17 protein-coding genes are annotated in these 18,054 nt (G+C 75.1%); 6 read left to right on the top strand and 11 right to left on the bottom strand.

Annotated elements, in window-relative coordinates; translation table 11 throughout:
• Positions 1-264: 264 nt before the first annotated feature.
• The 4 genes from ACBI99_RS17285 to ACBI99_RS17270 all read right to left on the bottom strand — a co-directional run bounded on the left by ACBI99_RS17285 (position 265) and on the right by ACBI99_RS17270 (position 4,414).
• Entirely contained in the window at positions 265-2,526 is a 2,262-nt protein-coding gene (locus ACBI99_RS17285; RefSeq protein WP_375072699.1) for an FtsX-like permease family protein, read from the bottom strand.
• The gene (locus ACBI99_RS17280; protein ID WP_219510982.1) at positions 2,523-3,233 is read right to left on the bottom strand and encodes an ABC transporter ATP-binding protein; all 711 of its coding nucleotides are present in this window, start codon (positions 3,231-3,233) and stop codon (positions 2,523-2,525) included. Before ACBI99_RS17280 ends, ACBI99_RS17285 begins: the two co-directional genes overlap by 4 nt.
• Positions 3,230-3,757 (bottom strand): PadR family transcriptional regulator, encoded by a 528-nt coding sequence (locus ACBI99_RS17275; protein ID WP_219510980.1) that lies wholly within the window; start codon positions 3,755-3,757, stop codon positions 3,230-3,232. Before ACBI99_RS17275 ends, ACBI99_RS17280 begins: the two co-directional genes overlap by 4 nt.
• Before the next feature lie 69 nt (positions 3,758-3,826).
• Positions 3,827-4,414 carry a TetR family transcriptional regulator gene (locus ACBI99_RS17270; protein WP_375072698.1) on the bottom strand — a complete coding sequence of 196 codons (588 nt, stop codon included), beginning with the start codon at positions 4,412-4,414 and terminating at the stop codon, positions 3,827-3,829.
• Positions 4,415-4,511: 97 nt separating this feature from the next.
• On the opposite strand from ACBI99_RS17270, the gene ACBI99_RS17265 reads away from it, so the two are divergent.
• Positions 4,512-5,339 carry an SDR family NAD(P)-dependent oxidoreductase gene (locus tag ACBI99_RS17265; RefSeq protein WP_375072697.1) on the top strand — a complete coding sequence of 276 codons (828 nt, stop codon included), beginning with the start codon at positions 4,512-4,514 and terminating at the stop codon, positions 5,337-5,339.
• A gap of 15 nt (positions 5,340-5,354) precedes the next feature.
• Here ACBI99_RS17265 and ACBI99_RS17260 read toward each other — a convergent pair whose 3' ends face one another.
• Together ACBI99_RS17260 and ACBI99_RS17255 are read right to left on the bottom strand one after the other, a co-directional pair.
• Positions 5,355-6,008 carry a response regulator transcription factor gene (locus ACBI99_RS17260; RefSeq protein WP_219510972.1) on the bottom strand — a complete coding sequence of 218 codons (654 nt, stop codon included), beginning with the start codon at positions 6,006-6,008 and terminating at the stop codon, positions 5,355-5,357.
• Positions 6,005-8,089 (bottom strand): sensor histidine kinase, encoded by a 2,085-nt coding sequence (locus ACBI99_RS17255; protein ID WP_375072696.1) that lies wholly within the window; start codon positions 8,087-8,089, stop codon positions 6,005-6,007. The genes ACBI99_RS17260 and ACBI99_RS17255 overlap by 4 nt, the downstream gene beginning before the upstream one ends.
• Positions 8,090-8,286: 197 nt before the next feature.
• On the opposite strand from ACBI99_RS17255, the gene ACBI99_RS17250 reads away from it, so the two are divergent.
• Both ACBI99_RS17250 and ACBI99_RS17245 read left to right on the top strand, forming a co-directional pair.
• The gene (locus tag ACBI99_RS17250) at positions 8,287-8,883 is read left to right on the top strand and encodes a hypothetical protein (RefSeq protein ID WP_219510968.1); all 597 of its coding nucleotides are present in this window, start codon (positions 8,287-8,289) and stop codon (positions 8,881-8,883) included.
• Positions 8,880-9,266 carry a hypothetical protein gene (locus ACBI99_RS17245; RefSeq protein WP_219510966.1) on the top strand — a complete coding sequence of 129 codons (387 nt, stop codon included), beginning with the start codon at positions 8,880-8,882 and terminating at the stop codon, positions 9,264-9,266. The genes ACBI99_RS17250 and ACBI99_RS17245 overlap by 4 nt, the downstream gene beginning before the upstream one ends.
• A 52-nt stretch (positions 9,267-9,318) precedes the next feature.
• Here ACBI99_RS17245 and ACBI99_RS17240 read toward each other — a convergent pair whose 3' ends face one another.
• Positions 9,319-9,642 carry a hypothetical protein gene (locus ACBI99_RS17240; RefSeq protein ID WP_357593847.1) on the bottom strand — a complete coding sequence of 108 codons (324 nt, stop codon included), beginning with the start codon at positions 9,640-9,642 and terminating at the stop codon, positions 9,319-9,321.
• Between the two features lie 144 nt (positions 9,643-9,786).
• On the opposite strand from ACBI99_RS17240, the gene ACBI99_RS17235 reads away from it, so the two are divergent.
• A complete protein-coding gene (locus tag ACBI99_RS17235; protein WP_219510962.1) occupies positions 9,787-11,313 on the top strand; it encodes an MFS transporter in 1,527 nt (508 codons plus the stop codon).
• On the opposite strand, the gene ACBI99_RS17230 is transcribed toward ACBI99_RS17235, so the two are convergent.
• The 3 genes from ACBI99_RS17230 to ACBI99_RS17220 form a co-directional block, all read right to left on the bottom strand.
• Entirely contained in the window at positions 11,310-11,846 is a 537-nt protein-coding gene (locus tag ACBI99_RS17230; RefSeq protein ID WP_219510961.1) for a TetR/AcrR family transcriptional regulator, read from the bottom strand. The genes ACBI99_RS17235 and ACBI99_RS17230 overlap by 4 nt on opposite strands.
• A gap of 110 nt (positions 11,847-11,956) precedes the next feature.
• Complete coding sequence (locus tag ACBI99_RS17225) at positions 11,957-13,324, bottom strand: sodium:alanine symporter family protein (protein WP_364177335.1); 1,368 nt, start codon at positions 13,322-13,324, stop codon at positions 11,957-11,959.
• 103 nt (positions 13,325-13,427) lie between these two features.
• Positions 13,428-14,702 (bottom strand): MFS transporter, encoded by a 1,275-nt coding sequence (locus ACBI99_RS17220; protein ID WP_357593845.1) that lies wholly within the window; start codon positions 14,700-14,702, stop codon positions 13,428-13,430.
• 56 nt (positions 14,703-14,758) lie between these two features.
• Here ACBI99_RS17220 and ACBI99_RS17215 point away from each other — a divergent pair, with 56 nt between their 5' ends.
• Positions 14,759-15,772: a DUF5937 family protein gene (locus ACBI99_RS17215; protein WP_375072695.1), complete on the top strand. Its 1,014-nt coding sequence runs from the start codon at positions 14,759-14,761 to the stop codon at positions 15,770-15,772.
• A 31-nt stretch (positions 15,773-15,803) separates the two neighbouring features.
• On the opposite strand, the gene ACBI99_RS17210 is transcribed toward ACBI99_RS17215, so the two are convergent.
• Positions 15,804-16,808: a GlxA family transcriptional regulator gene (locus tag ACBI99_RS17210; protein WP_375072694.1), complete on the bottom strand. Its 1,005-nt coding sequence runs from the start codon at positions 16,806-16,808 to the stop codon at positions 15,804-15,806.
• A gap of 72 nt (positions 16,809-16,880) precedes the next feature.
• Between ACBI99_RS17210 and ACBI99_RS17205 the strand changes: the two genes are divergently transcribed.
• Positions 16,881-18,054: MFS transporter (locus ACBI99_RS17205; protein ID WP_375072693.1), on the top strand; the 1,174-nt coding region annotated here is incomplete at its 3' end.

Here is an 18,054-nt window from a genome sequence, read left to right as displayed (position 1 = left end):
GGGGGCGTCGGTCATGTGCGCCGGCCGCGCCCGGCGAGGCGTCCGCTAAGAGCCGAGGTCGAATGAAGGCGACGCCGAGCCGGAGCACGACCCGGTCGCGGCGCCCGGCTCTCGTCGCCGGGGACTGCGCCGGACTGACCGTCATGCCGAGCTCCTGCCGCACGAGTGACACTCATGGTGATCGAAGGGTCACTGTGAGCATAGGCGAAGATCGGCCGGTCGGCACCGCCGGTCGCCGGACCGGGCCCGGGTTCGCCGGCGGTCCTACTCGAAGCGGGCGCCGCCGGGCGCGGTCACGCGCTTGAGCAGCGGCAGCCCGGCGAGGATCACGAGCAGCGCGACGACCAGGCCGCCGCCGACGGTCAGGAAGTAGGCGGGGCCCGGCAGCGCCGCCGGGGCGCTCTTGATGGCCAGCCGGCCGATCACCGGGCCGGCCACGCCCACCCCCGCGACCGCCGCCACCAGGGCGGCCAGCACCACGGGGGCCGCCGTCTCCAGCAGCACCACGCTCGACAGCGTCCGCGTCGGCGTGCCGCACAGCCGCAGCTGCGTGAACGGCCGTTTGCGCTCCACGACGCCGCCGGCGACCGCGACCAGCAGGCCGCAGCCCGCCACCAGCAGGGTCAGCGCGACGATGGCCAGCGCGGCGTCCTCGACCCGGTCCAGCAGCACCTCGCGGGCCTGGGCGACCTCGGCGAACGTCTGCGGCGTCTCGGTGCTGCCGGTGCGGGCGAGGTACGGGCCGAGCAGCGTGCGGACGCGTTCGCGTACGGCCGGGTCGTCCGTGTGGACCAGCACCGCGGCCAGCGGCAGTCCGGCCCGGGCGCCCGGGTCGCCGGGCGCGGCCGGGTTGGCCGCGTCGACGACCGGCAGGTTGCGGTCGACGGAGAGCATGTTGTCGCTGGTCAGCAGCCGGTTGAGGTCGGCCGCCACGGCGCGGGGGCCCGGGGCGCACCGGCCGAGCGCCGGGAAGGCGGCCAGGTCGTCGCACGCGACCACGTGGCGCAGCAGGAAGCCGGGGCGGCAGCCGGGGCCCGGGTCGCACGGCGGAGGCCGCAGGGGCAGGGGCGGCGCGTCGGGCCGGTGGTGAATCGGCAGCACGGTGACACCGGGCTGGGCGCGCAACCGGGCCAGCAGGCCGGCCTCGGCGGCGGGCGGGAGGGGCCGGTCGTCGCCGAAGGAGGCCCGCAGGACCGCGTTCAGCGTGCCGCCGCCCGCGGCCTGCTGGCCGGAGACGACGGCGGGGACGATGCCGGCGACGGCCGTGCCGATGAAGACCGCGAGCACGATGCCGTTCGCCGACCGGAAGGCGCCTTTGGGGTCGGCCGCCAGCCGCTGCGCGGCCAGCAGCGTCGCCGGGCCGGAGGTGACGCGGGCGGCCAGCCGCGCGGTCAGCATCGTCAGCCAGGGCCCGGCCAGCACGAGCCCGGCCATGATCAGCACCAGGCCGGTGTCGACGAGCACCGCGTCGGGCTCCTTCCCCGGCGCGATCGCCGGGCCGGCGAACAGGGCCAGGCCCGCCAGGAGCGGGAGCACCCGCCACCAGCCGGGAGCGGAGCCCCGCGCCGTGCGCGCCGCGCCGAGCGGGGTGATCCGCACCCGGCGCAGCGACCACAGGGCGGCTCCGGCCGCGGCGAGCGGGACGCCCGCGGCCACGGCTGCGTACTGGAGCGCGGTGGGCGCGACCACGTCGGGGAAGAACCGGGACCCGGTGATGGCCACCTCGGCCAGGACGGGACGGATCGCCTGGAAGACGGCGATCCCGGCGAGCGCGCCCAGGGCCGCGCCGAGCGCCGCGTCCACCGACGCGATCGCGTTGACCTGCCGCGCGGTGGCGCCGGCCAGGCGGATCGCCGCGAACCGCGCCTCCCGGCGGGCGGCGGCCAGGCGGGTGGCGGTGCCGACGAGGACGAGCAGCGGGAAGACCAGGCCGACGGCGGCGATGCCGAACCCGTGCTCGTACAGGGCGGTGGTGTCGTCGGCGCGCGGCGCGGTGGCGACCTCGCCGACGGCCACGGTGCCGGCCATCGCGGTCAGCTCCGCGGCGCTCCGGCCGGCGATGACGACCAGGTCGTCGGGGCCGGACAACGCAGCCCTGCCGATGAGGCCGGCGCGGGTGCCGGGGACGCGGTCGGCGAGCTGGTCGCGCGGCACGGCGGCCATCAGCCCGGCCAGCGCGGGCGAGACGTAGTGGCGGCCGGCTCCGGGCAGCTCCGGGATTCCCGGGATGCCGGGCAGGGCCGCCCGCGTGGCGGGGACGGCGACGTCGAGGCGGACGATCGGGCGGCCCGCGTACGAGTCCTGGCGGTGGTTCCACAGCACCGCGCCCGGGGTGGCGCCCGGCGCGGAGCCGGTCGTGCACTCCCAGCACGGGCGGGCCGCGGTGGCCCGGAAGGCGTTGAACAGCGCCAGGGTGGACAGCAGCACCGCCACCCCCAGCGCGACCGAGGCCGCGACGAGGACCAGCCGGCCGGCCGCCTCCCGGCCGCCGCGCAGCGACAGCCGCAGGCCGAGCCGGAGCGTCATCGGACGGCCCCGCCGACGTACGGATCGGTCACCCTGCCGTCGCGCACCATGACCTCCCGGTCGGCGCAGGCGGCGACGCGGGCGTCATGGGTCACCACGACCACGGTCGTGCCCTCCTCGCGGGCCAGGCCGACGAGCAGGTCCATGACCCGCTCGCCGGTGAGCGAGTCGAGCGCGCCGGTGGGCTCGTCGGCGAAGACCACCTTGGGGCGCGTCACCAGCGCTCGCGCGATGGCCGCCCGCTGCGCCTGCCCGCCGGACAGCTCGCCGGTGCGCCGCCCGCTCAGGGTGTCCAGCTCCAGCCGCTGGAGCCAGCCGGCCGCCCGCCGGTACGCCTCCTTGCGCCCGGCTCTGCCGAGCAGCAGCGGCAGGGCGACGTTGTCGGCCACGGTGAGCTCCGGCACGAGCTCGCCGAACTGGAACACGAAGCCGAACGCGGTGCGGCGCAGCTCCGAGCGCCGGGCGTCGCTCAGCGTGTCGAGCCGCCGCCCGTCGAACCAGACCTCGCCGGCGTCGGGGGTGAAGATGCCGGCCAGGCAGTGCAGCAGCGTGGACTTGCCGGATCCGCTCGGGCCCATGATCGCCAGGATCTCCCCCGGCGTCACGGACAGGCTGGCCTCGCGCAGCGCCTGCGTGCGGCCGTAGGAGCGGTCGATCGCGCGGGCCTCCAGCAGCGGGCCCGGCACGGGGAGGCCGTCGACGGTCATGCGCGGCGCACCGTCTCGGCCAGCGCCCCCAGCCGGGCCGTGGTCACGTCGATCCAGCGCAGGTCGGCGTCCAGGTGGAACAGCGCGTGGTCGGCCAGCAGGGCGTCGACGAGCGCGCCGCCGCGTTTGATCTCCGACAGCTCGCGCATGCGCCGCATGTGGGTGGCGCGCTGGGTGTCGAGGAAGCGCTGCGCGTCGTGGCCCAGCATCAGCGCCAGCACGACCTTGGTGAACAGCACCGTCTGCAGGAACGGCTCGGCCGCCACCGGCTCGGCCAGCCAGGCGTCCACCTCCTGCTTGCCGAGCGTGGTGATGGAGTAGCGCTTGCGGTCGGGGCCGTCGCCGGGCTCGCTCTGACCGGCTGTGACCTTGCCGTCCCTGGCCAGGCGGCTGAGCGTCGAGTAGACCTGGCCGAAGGGCAGCGGCTTGCCCCTGGCGAAGTACGTGTCGTAGTCGCGCTTGAGGTCGTAGCCGTAGCTGGGCTCTCGGTCCAGGAGGCCGAGCAGGGCCAGGGGGACTGTCATGGGAGCCCAATATATACCGAGGGTATACACGGGGTGCCTGAGCGGCGGCCAGGCGCGGAGGCGGGTGCGTCAGCGTTCGCCGGTGGGGGCGACGGCGCCCGACATGGGGCGGCCGAGGAGGGCCGTGGCGACGGCGGCGACGTGCGGGTCCAGGTCGGCGGCGCTCGCCCCGGCCAGGGCGGGGGTGGCGACGACCGAGCGCAGGATGCCGATGCCGACCATCCAGGCGCTGAGCAGCTCGGCCCGCAGCTCGGCGTCCTCGCCTTCGGCCAGGTCGCGCAGGGCGTCGACGTAGGTGGCGCAGACCTCGTCGCGGATGCGGCGGCGGGCGTCCTCGTGGGCCGACGAGCGCAGCATGGCGACCAGGGGGTGCTCGCCGCCGTACGCGGTCCAGTCGTGCTCGACGACCGTGCGCACCATGCGGGCGACCAGCTCCTCCTGGGGGCCGTCGAGCAGCCCAGCGGGGACGTCGGCGGCGGTGGCCAGGTCGAAGAGCTGCTTCTTGGAGCCGAAGTAGCGGAAGATGAGGGTGGCGTCGACGCCGGAGTCGCGGGCGATGTCGCGGACGCTGGTGGCGTCGTAGCCCTCGCGGGCGAAGCGCAGCCTGGCGGCCTCCAGCAGGCGCGCCCGGGTGGCCTCCCTGTCCCTCTTCTGCACCGCGGTCCTCCTCGCTCGGTCATCGACCGTTGACATTGTAGGCGGAGGTCGTGCTACGTTCACTCAAGTCAGCGTTCGATGACTTACGGAGTGACTCATGGGGACGTACGTGGTGGCGGGCGGGACCAACGGCATGGGCCGCGGGCTCGCCCTGCACTTCCTGAGCCGGGGCGACCGGGTGACGGTCGTCGGCAGCGACCCCGCCAGGGGGCGGCGCCTGCTCGACGACGCCGCCCGCCTGAGCGCCGCGGACCGGGCCGCGTTCGTGCGCGCCGACCTGACGTCGGCGGCGGAGAACGCCCGGGTGATCGAGGAGGTCAAGGCACGGCACGACACGCTGGACGGCCTGGTCTGCACCGCGCTGCGGCCGTTCCCGAAGCGGGTGGAGACGCCCGACGGCTACGAGGCCACGTTCGCCCTCTACTACGTCAGCCGCTTCCTGCTCGCCTACGGCCTCACCGGCCTGCTCGAACGCGGCGCGAACCCGATGATCGTGAACATCTGCGGCGTCGGCGTCACCAAGGGCCGCATCCACTGGGACGACCTGTCGCTCAAGCGCGGCTACGGCACCGTCAAGGCCATGCTGCAGGCCGGGCGCGCCACCGACCTGCTCGGCGTCGCGTACGCCCGCAACCACCCGGACGCCCGCACCCGCTACCTGCTGCACCACCCCGGCTTCACCGACAGCGGCGCCGACGGGCTCGCGCAGCCCGCCAGGTCCGTCGTCAAGCTGCTGGCCAGGCTCGCCGCCCAGCCGGTCGAGCGGGCGATCGCGCCGATCATCGAGCTGATGGACGACCCGCCGGGCACGGGCGGCCTGCTCGCCTACGACCGCCGCCGCCCGCTCGACCCGTCGCTGCCCACGCTCGACCCGGCCGCCGCCCACCGCCTGTACGAGCTGACCAGCCACCTGCTGCGCTCCTGACCGGCCGGGCGCAGGTCAGCGGCCGAGACCCGCGTCGCGTGCCCGGATGATCGCCTGGGCGCGGTCGGCGACCTGGAGCTTGGCGAACACGTTCGACACGTTGTTGCGCACCGTCTTCGGCGACAGGAACAGCCGCGCCGCGATCTGCGCGTTGGACAGCCCCGCCGCGATCAGCTCAAGCACCTCCCGTTCGCGGGCGGTGAGCTGCGGGAACGGCTGCGCCCTCGGCGCGTCGCCGCCCGCCAGCCGGGCGAAGAAGCCGCTCACCCGCGCCGCCAGCGCCTGCCCGAAGATCACCTCGCCGCCCGCGACGGCGGTGATCGCCCGCAGGATCTCCGTCTGGTCGGCGCCCTTGAGCAGGTAGCCGCGCGCGCCCGCGCGCATCGCCGCCAGCACGGTGTCGTCGTCCTCGTGCATGCTCAGCACGAGCACGCCCGTGCCCGGCGCCGCCGCCAGGATGCGTTCGGCGGCGGCGAGCCCGTCCAGGCCCGGCATCTGCAGGTCGAGCACCACCACGTCGGGCCGCAGCTCGGCGGCCAGCGCCACGGCCCGCGCGCCGTCGGCGGCGGTGCCGACCACCTCGACCTGGCCCGTCGAGTCGAGCATCATGCGCAGCCCGTCACGGTAGACGGGATGGTCGTCGGCCAGCAGCACGCGCGGCACGCTCACGCGACGCCTCCCGACGGCAGCACCGCCCGGACGAGCGTGCCGCCGCCCGCCCGCAGCGCGACCGAGCACCGGCCGCCCAGCTCCCGCGCCCGCTCCCGCATGGCGATCAGCCCCACCCCGGGCGCCGCCTGCGGCTCCACGCCCCGGCCGTCGTCGGCCACCTCGACCTCCAGCTCGCCGCCGGTCCGGGTCAGCCGGACCTCGCACGTCCGCGCGGCCGCGTGCCTGGCCACGTTGACGAGAGCCTCGCACACGATCCGGTACGCGGCGACCTCCGTGGCGGCGGGCAGCCCGTCGAGCTCGCCGCGCACCTCGACGCGCACGGCCAGCCCCCCGTCGCTGAACCTGGCCGCCTCCTTGCGCAGCGCCCCGGCCAGCCCCCACTGGTCCAGCGCGGGCGGCCGCAGGTCGTGCACGAGCCGCCGGACGTCGCCGATGACGGCGCCGAGATCGGCGCGCACCTGGCCGAGCGCCTGCCGGGCGGCGGCGGGGTCGCGCTCCATCAGGTTGCCCGCCGCCTCGACCTTCAGCGCCGCCGCGGCGAGCGCCGGGCCGAGCCCGTCGTGCAGGTCGCGGCGCAGCCGCCGCCGTTCCTCGGCCACCCCGGACACCAGCCGCGCCCGGCTCTCCTGCAGCTCCTCGCTGAGCGCGATCGCCCGCACCGCCGCCGCCGTCTGCCGGACGACGTCGGCCAGCAGCCGCTCGTCGGCCTCGGCGAGCCGGCCGCGCGGGGTCAGCGACAGCCGCCCGATGGGCTCGCCCCGGTAGCCGATCGGCAGCACGACCGTGGCGCCGCCCGGCGTGCCGTGCTCGGCGACGAGCGTCCCGCCGTCCGCCTGGTCGAGCTCCACCCTCGCGTACGGGGAGCCGTAGGCGGCGCAGACGGCCCGCGCGGTCTCCAGCAGCGGCTCCAGCAGGGGGCGTTCGGGGCCTGTCGCCTCCTCCAGCCGCCGCGCCAGGACCGAGACGACCTCGTACGGCTCGGCCCGGCCGGTCAGGACGCGGCTCACCCAGCGGCGGGCCCGCTCGCGCAGCGGCGCGTACACCAGGGCGACGGCCGAGGCGGCCAGGACGGCGGCGACCGGCTCGTCGATCAGCGCGCCGAGCCCGACGAAGATGGGCACGTCGATGGCGACGACGGCCACGGCCAGGCCGCCGTACAGCAGCGTCCAGCCGAGCAGCGGGTCGATGTCGTACAGCCGGTAGCGGCCGACGGCGACGAGCACCGCGCCCGCGACGGCCAGCAGCGACAGCACGAACGCGAGGTCCTGCGGCAGCCCTCTCAGCGCGAGCGGCAGCAGGATGAGCGCGCCGTTGAGCAGCGCGGCCAGCGCCATCCAGCGGAGCTGGGCGCGCAGCACGCCGCGCGAGCCGCGGAAGCGGCTGACGAACGCGAGCGCCGGGACGGCCGTGCTCACCACGAGCAGCAGGGGCGCGGCGGGCAGCAGGGCGGTCCACACCGCGTCGGGCAGCGGCGGCAGCGGCGCGTCGACGCCCGGCCAGCCGGGTCCGGCCGACATCAGCCGCCAGGGCACGGTCATGAACAGGAGGGCGGCCAGCCCGGCCGAGCCGAGCGTCAGCCAGGCCGCGGCGCGCCAGCGCGGCGACGGCAGCCGCCCGTCGGGAAAGTACAGCAGCACCAGCGGCGTCACCAGGTTGAGCAGCGGCCCGAGCCGCGCCCCGGCGAACAGGGCGGCGGCCGTCAGCGGCAGCCGCCCGCCGTGCGCGTGCAGCGACAGGACGGCGTAGGCGGCGCCGAGCGCGTTCAGGCCGGAGACGGCGCCGCCGCCGAGCAGCAGCCAGGTCATCAGGTGGCGGGGCAGCCGGGTGGCGAGGACGAACCCGGCGGCGGCGAGCGCGACGCCCGGCACCGTCGACGACCACACCGGCCAGTCGATCGGCTCGGGCCGGACGGCGGGGCCCGCCGCGAGGTCCAGCCCGGTGGCGGCGAGCGCGGCCAGGCCCGCCGCGGCGGCGACGGCGACGGCGGCCGTCCGCGCCGGGTCGCGGGGCGGCGGGGACGGGGGCGGGGGCGTTTCCTGGTGGCCCGGGACGCGGCGGCCCGCGCGATACCTGAACACCTCCCTAGCGTGGCACGCGCCGCCGCCGGCGGGAGGTGACCGCGATCCCGGATCGGCCGGGACTCCTGTCCCGTCCGGTCCGGGACAGCGCCGGGACGGCGGGGATGGCGGCGTTCCCTGGTGGCCCGGGACGCGGCGGCGCGACCGTGGAGGCCGCCCCGGCGCCCGGCCGGGGCCCGCGACGACGGAGGCGCCCCATGTCAGAGAGCCCGCACGACACCACCCTCGCCGCGAGGGTCCCCGACGGACGGGCGGCGACCCGGACGGCCGGGGTGCTGCTCGCGGCCGGCGCGAGCGCCTGGGCCGTGGGCACGCTCGTGGTCGGGGAGAAGATCCAGGAGGGCATCCAGACGCTGGACACGGTCACCGGCATGATGTTCGCGGCCGGGGTGTGGGCGTTCGTGTGGCGGCTGCGGGCCGACCGGGCCGGCGGCGACCGGGCCGGGCGGGCCGTGCCCGTCGTCCTGCTCGCGCTGCTGCCGGGGGCGTTCCTGCTGAACGCGCTGTCGTTCGGCTACGCCACGCACGACGAGTTCCCGCTGTGGCTGATGATTCTGGACGGGTGCTGGCCGCTGAGCATGCTCGGCATGCTGGTGCTCGGCGTGGCGGTCGCGGTGACCGGCCGTTACCGGGGGGCGATGCGGTGGCTGCCGCTCGTGGCCGGGTGCTGGTTCCCGGTGACGATGGCCGCGCAGATCCTCGGCGGCGGCGTCGTGTCCACGTACGTCAGCGCCGCCTGGCTGGTGGGCACGTACGGGGTCATCGGGGTGCGGATGGCGGTCCGGTCGCGGTGAGCGGGACGCGTGCGCCCGGCCGTCCCGCGACGGTGGCGGAGGTGCTGGCCGCCTGGTCGGAGCGGACCGGCGTCCCCGTGGAGGCGTGGCTCTGGACCGGCACGCCCGTGCCGGCGCGGGTCGCCGGGGCGCTCGCGCGGGCGCTGCGGGAGGCGCTGGGCGCGGTCGAGGACGGCGAGCGGCCGGCGGTGGTGCACGTGGCCTGCACGTCGGGCGCCCGGGGGGTGCGCCTGACGGTCAGCCACGAGGGCGGCGGCGAGCCGTGGCCGGCGTCGCGGATCGCCGCGCTGAGCGCCGCGTTCGCCGAGGTGGGCGGGCTGGTGACGGTGAACAGCGTGCCCGCCGGCGGCACCACGATGACGGGCGTCGTCCGCCACCGATGACGGAGGCCCGGCTCACTCTCCGGCGCCGGGCACGGCCGGGTTCCCGCCCGGTTCATGCCCCGGGCAGCAGGCCCGCCTCGCGCAGCCCCTCCTCGTAGCCGCCCTCGGCGGACGCCCAGAACCGCTCGGCGGCGTCGATGACGGCCAGGCGCTCGCCGGTCGTCCAGGTCCCGATCAGGCCCAGCAGGGCGCGCCCGTCGTCGGCCCACACCTCCGGCGCGCCCAGCGCGATCACCGCCGCCACCTCCCGCGCCAGCAGGCGTGCCCTGGCCAGGCGGCCGGTGGGGGCCAGGCCGTTCACCGCGTCCACGATCAGCAAAGCCTGACGCAGGGTCAGCGACGGCATCGCCGGGGCCGGGTCGTCTCGCTCGGTCATGCCGCCACCCTATCCAAACAATCGTCACAAACAAGTGTTTTGCACGACTGTGCCAAACGTGTGTATGGTCGGCGGCATGACATCACCCACCGCGACGACCGCGGTCCCACACCCCCCGCACCCCCTCGGCCGGGCGGGCCGGCCATGAGGGCCGGACGCAAGCAGTGGATCGGGCTGGCGGTCCTGGTCCTGCCCGTGCTCCTGATCTCCGTCGACCTGCACGTGCTGTCGTACGCGCTGCCGTTCATCAGCGCCGAACTGGCGCCGAGCGGCGCCCAGCTGCTGTGGATCATCGACATCTACCCGTTCATGCTGGCCGGGCTGCTGCTGCCGATGGGCACGCTGGGCGACCGGATCGGACGGCGGCGGCTGCTGCTGGCCGGGGCGGCGGCCTTCGGCGCGGCCTCGGCGGTCGCCGCCTTCTCCCCCAGCGCGGACCTGCTCATAGTCACCCGGGCCCTGCTCGGGGTGGGCGGCGCGACCCTGATGCCCTCGACGCTGTCGCTGATCCGCAACATGTTCCACGACGACGGCCAGCGCCGGGTCGCGATCTCCATCTGGACGGGCGCGTTCGCCGGTGGCGCCATGCTGGGCCCGCTGATGGGCGGCGCGCTGCTGGAGCACTTCTGGTGGGGCTCGGTGTTCCTGGTCAACCTGCCGGTGATGGCGCTGCTGCTGGTCCTGGCGCCGCTGCTGCTCCCCGAGTCGCGTGACCCGCGTCCGGGGCGCTTCGACCTGGTGAGCGTGGCCCTGTCACTGGGCGCGATCCTGCCGGCGATCTACGGGATCCAGCACATCGCCCAGGACGGCCTCGGCTGGGCCCCGGTGCTCGCCGTCGTCACCGGGCTGGCGCTGGGCGTGGCCTTCGTCCGCCGCCAGCGCTCGGCCGCCGATCCCCTGCTGGACGTGCGCCTGTTCGGCAGCCGCGCCTTCACCGCGGCCATCAGCGCCAACACGCTCGGCGTCTTCGCCATGGTCGGCTCCAGCCTGTTCACCACCCAGTATCTGCAGATGGTCATGGGCGCCAGGCCGCTCATCGCCGGGCTGTACGCGCTGCCGTCGGCGGGCACCGCGATGCTCGCCGCCGGGCTGGCCCCCGTCCTGGTCCGCAGGGTGCGGCCCGGGCTGGTGGTCTGCGTGGGGCTGCTCGTCGGCGCGAGCGGGTTCGCGGTGCTCTCGATGCTGGACGTGACCGGCCAGGGCGGTCTGCTGATCGCCGGGATCATGCTCATGGCCGGGGGCGTGACGCTCGTCCTGACCGTCTCCTCGGATCTGATCATCGCCACCGCCCCGCCGGAGCGGGCCGGGTCGGTCGCCGGGCTGTCGCAGGTGGCCACCGAGTTCGGCGGCGCGCTCGGCATCTCGCTGCTGGGGAGTATCGGGACCGCCGTCTACCGGGGCCACCTCGCCGGCACCGGCGCGCCCGCGCCCGCGATGGACACCCTCGGCGGCGCTCTGGAGACGGCCCGGCACCTGCCGGAGGCGGCCGGGAGCGCGCTGGCCGGGGCCGCCCGGGTGGCCTTCACGCAGGGCCAGCACTACGCCATGATCGCCGCCGCGGCGGGCCTGTGCCTGATGGCGGTGCTCGCGCCGGTCCTGCTGCGTTCCGTGCGGCGCGCGACGCCGCCGCCGGCCCAGCCGGACCCCGCCGGACGGCACGCGATGCGTTAGCCGCCCGCGGCCTCGGCCACCGAGCGGATCCCGGCGACCAGGTCGCGGGCCGACGGGGCGTTGTCCGGGTCGAGCTGCCAGCGCACCAGCAGGCCGATGAACAGCGTCAGCAGCACCTGCGCGCCCGCCTCGTCCCCGTGCGGCAGCCGCCTGCCCAGCTCGCGCTGGGCGAGCGCCTGCCCTTCGGTCAGGCGGGCCCGTACCTCGGGCAGGTGGGGCGCCTGCGCGAGCGTCTCCACGTTGGCGCGCCACACCATCGGATTGGCCCGGAACGATTCGATCATTTCCCCCCAGAACGCCTCGAACCACTGCTTGGAGTCGTCCGGGAACGCCTTGAGGACCTCGGCAACCGCTTCCCCGGTCGTCTCGATCATCGCCTGGGTGAGCAGGGCGTCCTTGGAGCGGAAGTGGTAGTTGATCGCGGCGAGGTTGCTGCCGGAGACGGCGACGATGTCGCGCACCGTCGTGCGGGCGTAGCCGCGCTCGGACAGGCACTGCTTGGCCGCGGCCAGCAAATCCTCAGGGACTCCCATTCGGGCGATCCTACCAGCGCCCGTAAACAGTTGTTTCAAACAGAGGTCCGGGCCAAAGGCCCTGGCGGCGCGGGCCGTCCGGGAGCCGGCCGTGGTGACGGCGCGTGGGCTCACCGCGACACCGTGTCGTCCCGCCAGTCCGGTCTGGCGAAGTACGCGCGGGTCTCGCGGACGACCAGGCCCGACAGCAGGATGAGGCCGATGAGGTTGGGCAGCGCCATGAGGCCGTTCATGATGTCGGAGAACGTCCACACCGTCTGCAGCTCCAGCACCGTGCCGGTGAAGATCAGCACGATGAACAGCAGCCGGTACGGCGTCACCGCCACCCGCCCGAAGAGCCGGTCCATGCACCGCTCCCCGTAGTACGCCCAGCCGAGCAGCGTGGAGAACGCGAAGAACACCAGGCCGATCGTGACGACGATGCCGCCCCACTGACCGGGCAGGCCGTGGCTGAAGGCCAGGGTGGTCAGCGGCGCGCCGTTCTCGCCGCTGCGCCAGGCGCCGGTGACGACGATGGCCAGGCCGGTCATGCTGACCACGACGAGCGTGTCGATGAACGTCTGCGTCATCGACACGAGCGCCTGCCGCGCGGGCTCGGTCGTCTTGGCCGCCGCCGCGGCGATCCCGCCGGTCCCGAGGCCGGACTCGTTGGAGAAGATGCCGCGGGCGACCCCGTACCGGATCGCCAGCAGGACGCCCGCGCCCGCGAAGCCGCCCGTGGCGGCGGTGCCCGTGAAGGCGTCGGTGAAGATCAGCGCGAGCGCGCCGGGCAGCTCGCCGACGTTCGCGATGATGATCCACAGCGCCCCGAGAATGTAGAAGACGATCATCACGGGGACGAAGGCGCTGGTGACCGCGCCGATGCTCTTGATGCCGCCCAGGATGACGACGGCGGCCAGCACCGTGATGACCGCGCCGGTCAGCCACATGGGCACGTCCCACTGCGCGTTGATCGCGTCGGCCACGCTGTTGGACTGCACCATATTGCCGATGCCGAACGCCGCCAGCGCGCCGAACACCGCGAACAGCACGCCCAGCGTCGCCCCGAACCTGCCGCCCACCCCGTAGGTGAGGTAGAACATCGGGCCGCCGCTCTGCTCGCCCTTGGCGTCGGTGCGGCGGAAGCGGACGCCGAGGAACGCCTCGGAGTACTTGGTCGCCATGCCGACCAGGCCGGTCACCCACATCCAGAACAGCGCGCCGGGCCCGCCGAAGTGGATGGCCGTGGCGACGCCCGCGATGTTGCCGACGCCCACGGTGGCCGCCAGCGCCGTCGACAGCGCCTGGTAGTGGGTGATGTCGCCGACGCCGCCCGGCTCCTTGCGCCGGATGAGCGCCAGCCACAACGCGTAGAACAGCCTGCGGAACTGCAGCCCGCGCAGCATGATCGTCAGGTAGAGGCCCGTCAGCAGGAGCAACGGGATCAGCAGGAACGGTCCCCAGACGAAGTCCGAGATCCTCGACAGGATGTCTTGCACACCAGCTCCTCAGGTCGTCCGAGCGGATGATCGTCTCCGGGGATCCCTGCCCTTTCCGGGGAGCCGGGCAACATCATCCGGTCAAGTCGCCCCGGCGCGCCTGTCAGGCGGGCGGCGAGCCGACGGGCTCGCTGACCGCCGGGGGCCCGTCCGCGGCGGGCGCGGGGCGGTGCCGGCGGGCGACGGCCGCGGCCCCGGTGCCGCCGGCGACGAACAGCACGGCCAGCGCGAGCCAGCCCGCGGTCCCGTGCTCGACTGCGGTGGCGGTGACGAGCACCGGCGAGACCATCGCGGCGATCGAGTAGCCGGTCTGGCTGAGGCCCTGGTAGGCGCCCGCGCTGCGCGGGTCGGCCAGCTCGAAGGCCATGCCCCAGCCGCCCGCCTCGCCGAGGATCTCGCCGAGCGTGTGGGCGAACGCGGCCACCAGGAGCAGCGCGCACGCGACGGCCACGTTCCCGTAGCCCGCCAGCGCGTACGCCCCGCAGGCGAGCGCGAGCAGCCACGACGCGCGGCGGACGGCGATCCCGGCGCGGCGCACGTCGTGCACGCCGCGCGAGAAGCGCACCTGGAGCAGGGCCACGACCACGGTGTTGAGGACGAGCAGCACCGACACGAGGGCGGTCGGGGCCTCGGTGGAGGCGACCCACAGCGGCACGCCGACGGTCATCAGGCCGAACTGCATGGCCACCACCGTGTTGCACGCGACGCTCGCCACGTACGTGCGGTCCTTGAGCGGCGAGGGCCCGGCGGCGGCGCCCTTCGCCGGACCGGCCGGGGCGGCCATCCGTCCGGCCAGCTCCGGCACCCGGCTGCCCAGCCGCGCCAGGGGCACGCTCGCCGTCAGCAGCAGCAGGCCGGAGACGAGCATCGCGGCCCGGTAGGCGGCGGCGGTGCCGGCCAGGAGCGCCGCGGCGGCGGCCACGGTGCCCAGGCCGATGAAGACGTTCGTGACCACGCGCATCCGGGCCCGCACCTCGACGCGTTCCGGGCCGGTGTACCAGCGCGCCAGCATCGCCTGCTTCGACGTGCCGCTGGCCGACCGCATCGCCGTCGCCAGGCAGGCGACCACGGTGAACGCGACGGCGTCCGAGGTGAGCGTGTAGCCGAGCATCGCCGCGCCGTTGAGCGCCGTGGCCGCCACCTGGACGCGATGCGCGCCGAGCCGGTCGGACAGCCGTCCCGAGACGTACGAGGACAGCACGCCGGCGCCGCCCGCGATGCCGAGCCCCAGGCCCACGGTGGTGGGGGCGAGCCCGACGACGAGCGTGAAGTACAGCGTGCTGACGGTGTAGAAGACGCCGCTGGACAGCGCGAACGCCATCGTGCTCAGCGTGAGCGAGCGGCCGACGCGGTCCTCGGGGAAGAAGGTACGGATCACGGTCCCCTTTGTGCCGTATCGGGACCGATGGGCGAATTGATGTAGGGTATGGCTACATGGTCATGCTCCCGGGCGGCGGGCTGATCTCGTACGAGCTCGCCGGAATGGACGTCGCCGACGTGCGCTTCGCCGTCTCGCCCGTCAACGAGCTGACGCTGTCCCTGCGCACGTTCCGCGACCCCGGGCGCTATCCCGTGCACCTGCCCTGGCTGCGGCGCACCGAGCGGGTCCGGGCCGGGCTCGACCTGCCCCTGCTCCTCGCCCTCACGAACGCGTCCATGTGGTCGCCCGACTACCTGACGCCCCGGCCGTACGCGCCGCTCACCCGCATCGACGACGAGCTCGCCGCCATCGCCCGCGTCCCTCTGGACCGCATGCTCGACGACCTGCGCGCCCTGCATCCAGGGGAGCTGCCCGAGCCGCTGCGCGGCGACCCGGCCGCCGTGCGCGAGCGCATCACCACGGCGCTGCGCGCGTACTGGCACGCCTGCTTCGCGCCCTGGTGGCCGAGGATGCGCACGGTCCTGCAGGCCGACATCATCCACCGGGCGCAGGTCATCTCGGCGCACGGCCTGGCGGCCATGTTCGCCGGGCTCAGCGAACGCGTCTCCCTCGACGGCGGCGTGGTGCGCGTCCGCCTGACCACCAACGCCGGCTACCGGCGCTCCACCGGCGGCGAGGGGCTCACCCTCGTGCCGACGCTGTTCGGCCGGGGGGTTACCGCGCCCATCTCGCCGGAGGAGCCGCCGCTGATCATGTACGGCACGCGCGGCGCGGGCACGCTCTGGCAGACGGAGACGCACCGCTCCCCCGCGGCGCTCACCGGACTGCTCGGCGCGACCCGCGCGGGCCTGCTGACGACGCTCGCGACCCCGGCCTCCTCCACCGAGCTGGCCGGCCGGCTCGGCGTCACCACCTCGGCCGTCAACCAGCACCTGCGCGCGCTGCGTGACGCCGGCCTGCTCACCAGCGCGCGGCACGGCCGTTCGGTCCTCTACCTGCGCTCCGAGCTCGGCGACGCCCTCGTCGCCGGCGGCTCCGCCCCCGACCCGGAGGACCGCGCCCCGTAGCCGCCCCCGGCCGAGCCTGGCACGGGGCCGGTCAGCGGAAGGCGCGGCGGTAGGCGGCCGGGGTGGTGTTGAGCGCGGCGTGGAAGCGGCGGCGCAGGTTGACCGCCGAGGACAGGCCGACGCGGGCGGCGATCGTCTCCACCGGCAGGTCGGTGTCCTCCAGGAGCGCGCGGGTGGCGGCCAGGCGGCGCTCCAGCAGCCAGCGGGCCGGCGGGACGCCGAGCTGGTCGGCGAACTGGCGGGTGAGCGTGCGCGGGGAGACGCCGGAGAAGGCGGCCATGTCCTCGACGGTGACGGGCTCGGACAGGTGCGCGAGCAGCCATTCCAGCAGCGGCGCGAGGGAGTCCGGCATGGGCCCGGCCGTCGGCAGCGGCGGGTACTGGCGCTGGCAGCCCTCGCGGTGCGGCCCGGCGGCGAGCTGGCGGCCGACGCGCATGGCGTGGGACGCGCCGTGCTCCTGGAGGACCTGGTGGAGGCAGAGGTCCAGGGTGGCGGCCGAGGCCCCGGCGGTGGCGACGTCGCCGTGGTCCACGTAGATGACGGTGTCGTCGGGGACGATGCGGGGGTGGCGCGCGACCAGGTCGGCGGCGAGGTCCCAGTGGACGGAGGCGCGGCGGCCGTCGAGCAGGCCGAGCGCGGCCGGGATGAAGATCCCGGCGCAGACGGCGACCATCCGGCCGCCGCGGGCGTGGACCCCGGCGACGGCGTCGAGCACGGCGGGCGTGGGGGCGACCGTCCAGCTCGCGATGACGACGGTGTCGGCGGTGTCGAGGGCGTCGAGGCCGTGTTCGACGTGGATGGGGGCGCCCAGCGTGGTGGTGAGCGAGCCGGGGCGTTCGGCGCAGAGGCGGAAGCTGTAATGCTGGGGGATCTCGCGTCCCTGGTAGCCGAAGACCGCCGAGGCCGAGGTGACGGGGTAGAGCTCCTGGTTCTCGCCGACGAGGGCGACCACGCGGTGCGGGTCGAGCGGCGGAGGCGGCGGGGGGCAGGCGGGGAGCGTGGCCGAGGGCAGGTCCAGGGGTGGCGCGAGGAGCATGGCGCAAATGTACCCAATGATGTCATCTGGGACACCAGCGCCCTGATCTGGAAATATCCACAATTGTTGCTTATGTGGACGAGGAATTTCACCCTCTATTTCGGCGCCCGGACGATCTCGCTGCTCGGTGACGCCATGATGCCGGTCGCCGCCGCCCTCGCGGTCGGCCAGGTGTACGGCATCGCGGGAGTCGGCTACGTGCTGGCCCTCTGGACCGCCTCCGCCGTCCTCGTCATGCTCTTCGGCGGCGTCCTCGCCGACCGCATCGGCGCCCGTACCGTGATGATCGTCGCGGATCTGCTGCGGATCCTCACCCAGGCCACGGTGGCGGTCGCCTTCCTCGACGGCGCCCCGCCGTACGGCCTGCTGCTGGCGATGGCGTTCCTCTCCGGGATCGGGGCCGGCATGTTCGAGCCCGGCGTCAACGGCATGGTGCCGCTCGTCGCCCGTGACCCGCAGCGGGCCAACGCCACGCTGAAGATCGCCGAGGCCATCACCCAGCTCGCCGGGCCCGCGCTGGCCGGAATCCTGGTGCTCGCCGCCGGCCCGGTGTTCGTGTACGCGCTGGACTCCGGGACGTTCCTGGTCAGCGCCATCTGCCTGCTGCTGGTCCGCGTCACCGTGCCCAGGCCCGAACCCTCGAACGTGCTGGCCGACCTGCGCCGGGGCTGGCACGAGTTCAAGGCCAGGAGCTGGATGTGGTCGGTCATCCTGGTGTGGGTGTTCTGGGGCGTCCTGGTCGTCGGGCCGTCCGTGCCGCTGTCGTCGCAGGTCATCGGCGCCGACTACGGCTGGGTGATGGCCGCGCTCGGCCTCGGCACGGTGATCGGCGGCGTGGTCGCCATCCGGCTGCGCCCGGCCCGGCCGCTGGCCGCCGGGGCGATCGCGCTGATCGGCTACGCTCCGGTGCCGCTGACCGTCGCCCTCGGCGCGCCGCTGCCGACGCTGATGGCGGGCCACGTGATCGGGGGATGCGCGATGGCGTTCTGGTCGGTCATGTGGTCGACCAGCGTGCAGACGCTCGTCGCGCCGGACGTCCTCAACCGGGTCTCCGCCTACCAGGTGGCCGGGTCGGTCGCGGGCATGGCGGTCGGCCAGGCGCTCGCCGGCCCGGCGGCCCTGGTGGTCGAGCCGCAGACCTTCCTGCTGGGCTCGGCGGTGGTGACGGTCGGCGTGTCGGCCGCCCTGCTGCTGATCAGACCGGTACGCGGCCTGCGCCGCCTGTCCGCCCCCACGGACCCCGCCC

The organism is Nonomuraea sp. ATR24, assembly GCF_041950485.1.
GTDB classification, from domain to species: Bacteria; Actinomycetota; Actinomycetes; order Streptosporangiales; family Streptosporangiaceae; genus Nonomuraea; species Nonomuraea ceibae.
The sequence above is the reverse complement of the archived record's forward strand: the minus strand, read 5'-3'. Positions and strand labels throughout refer to the sequence as shown.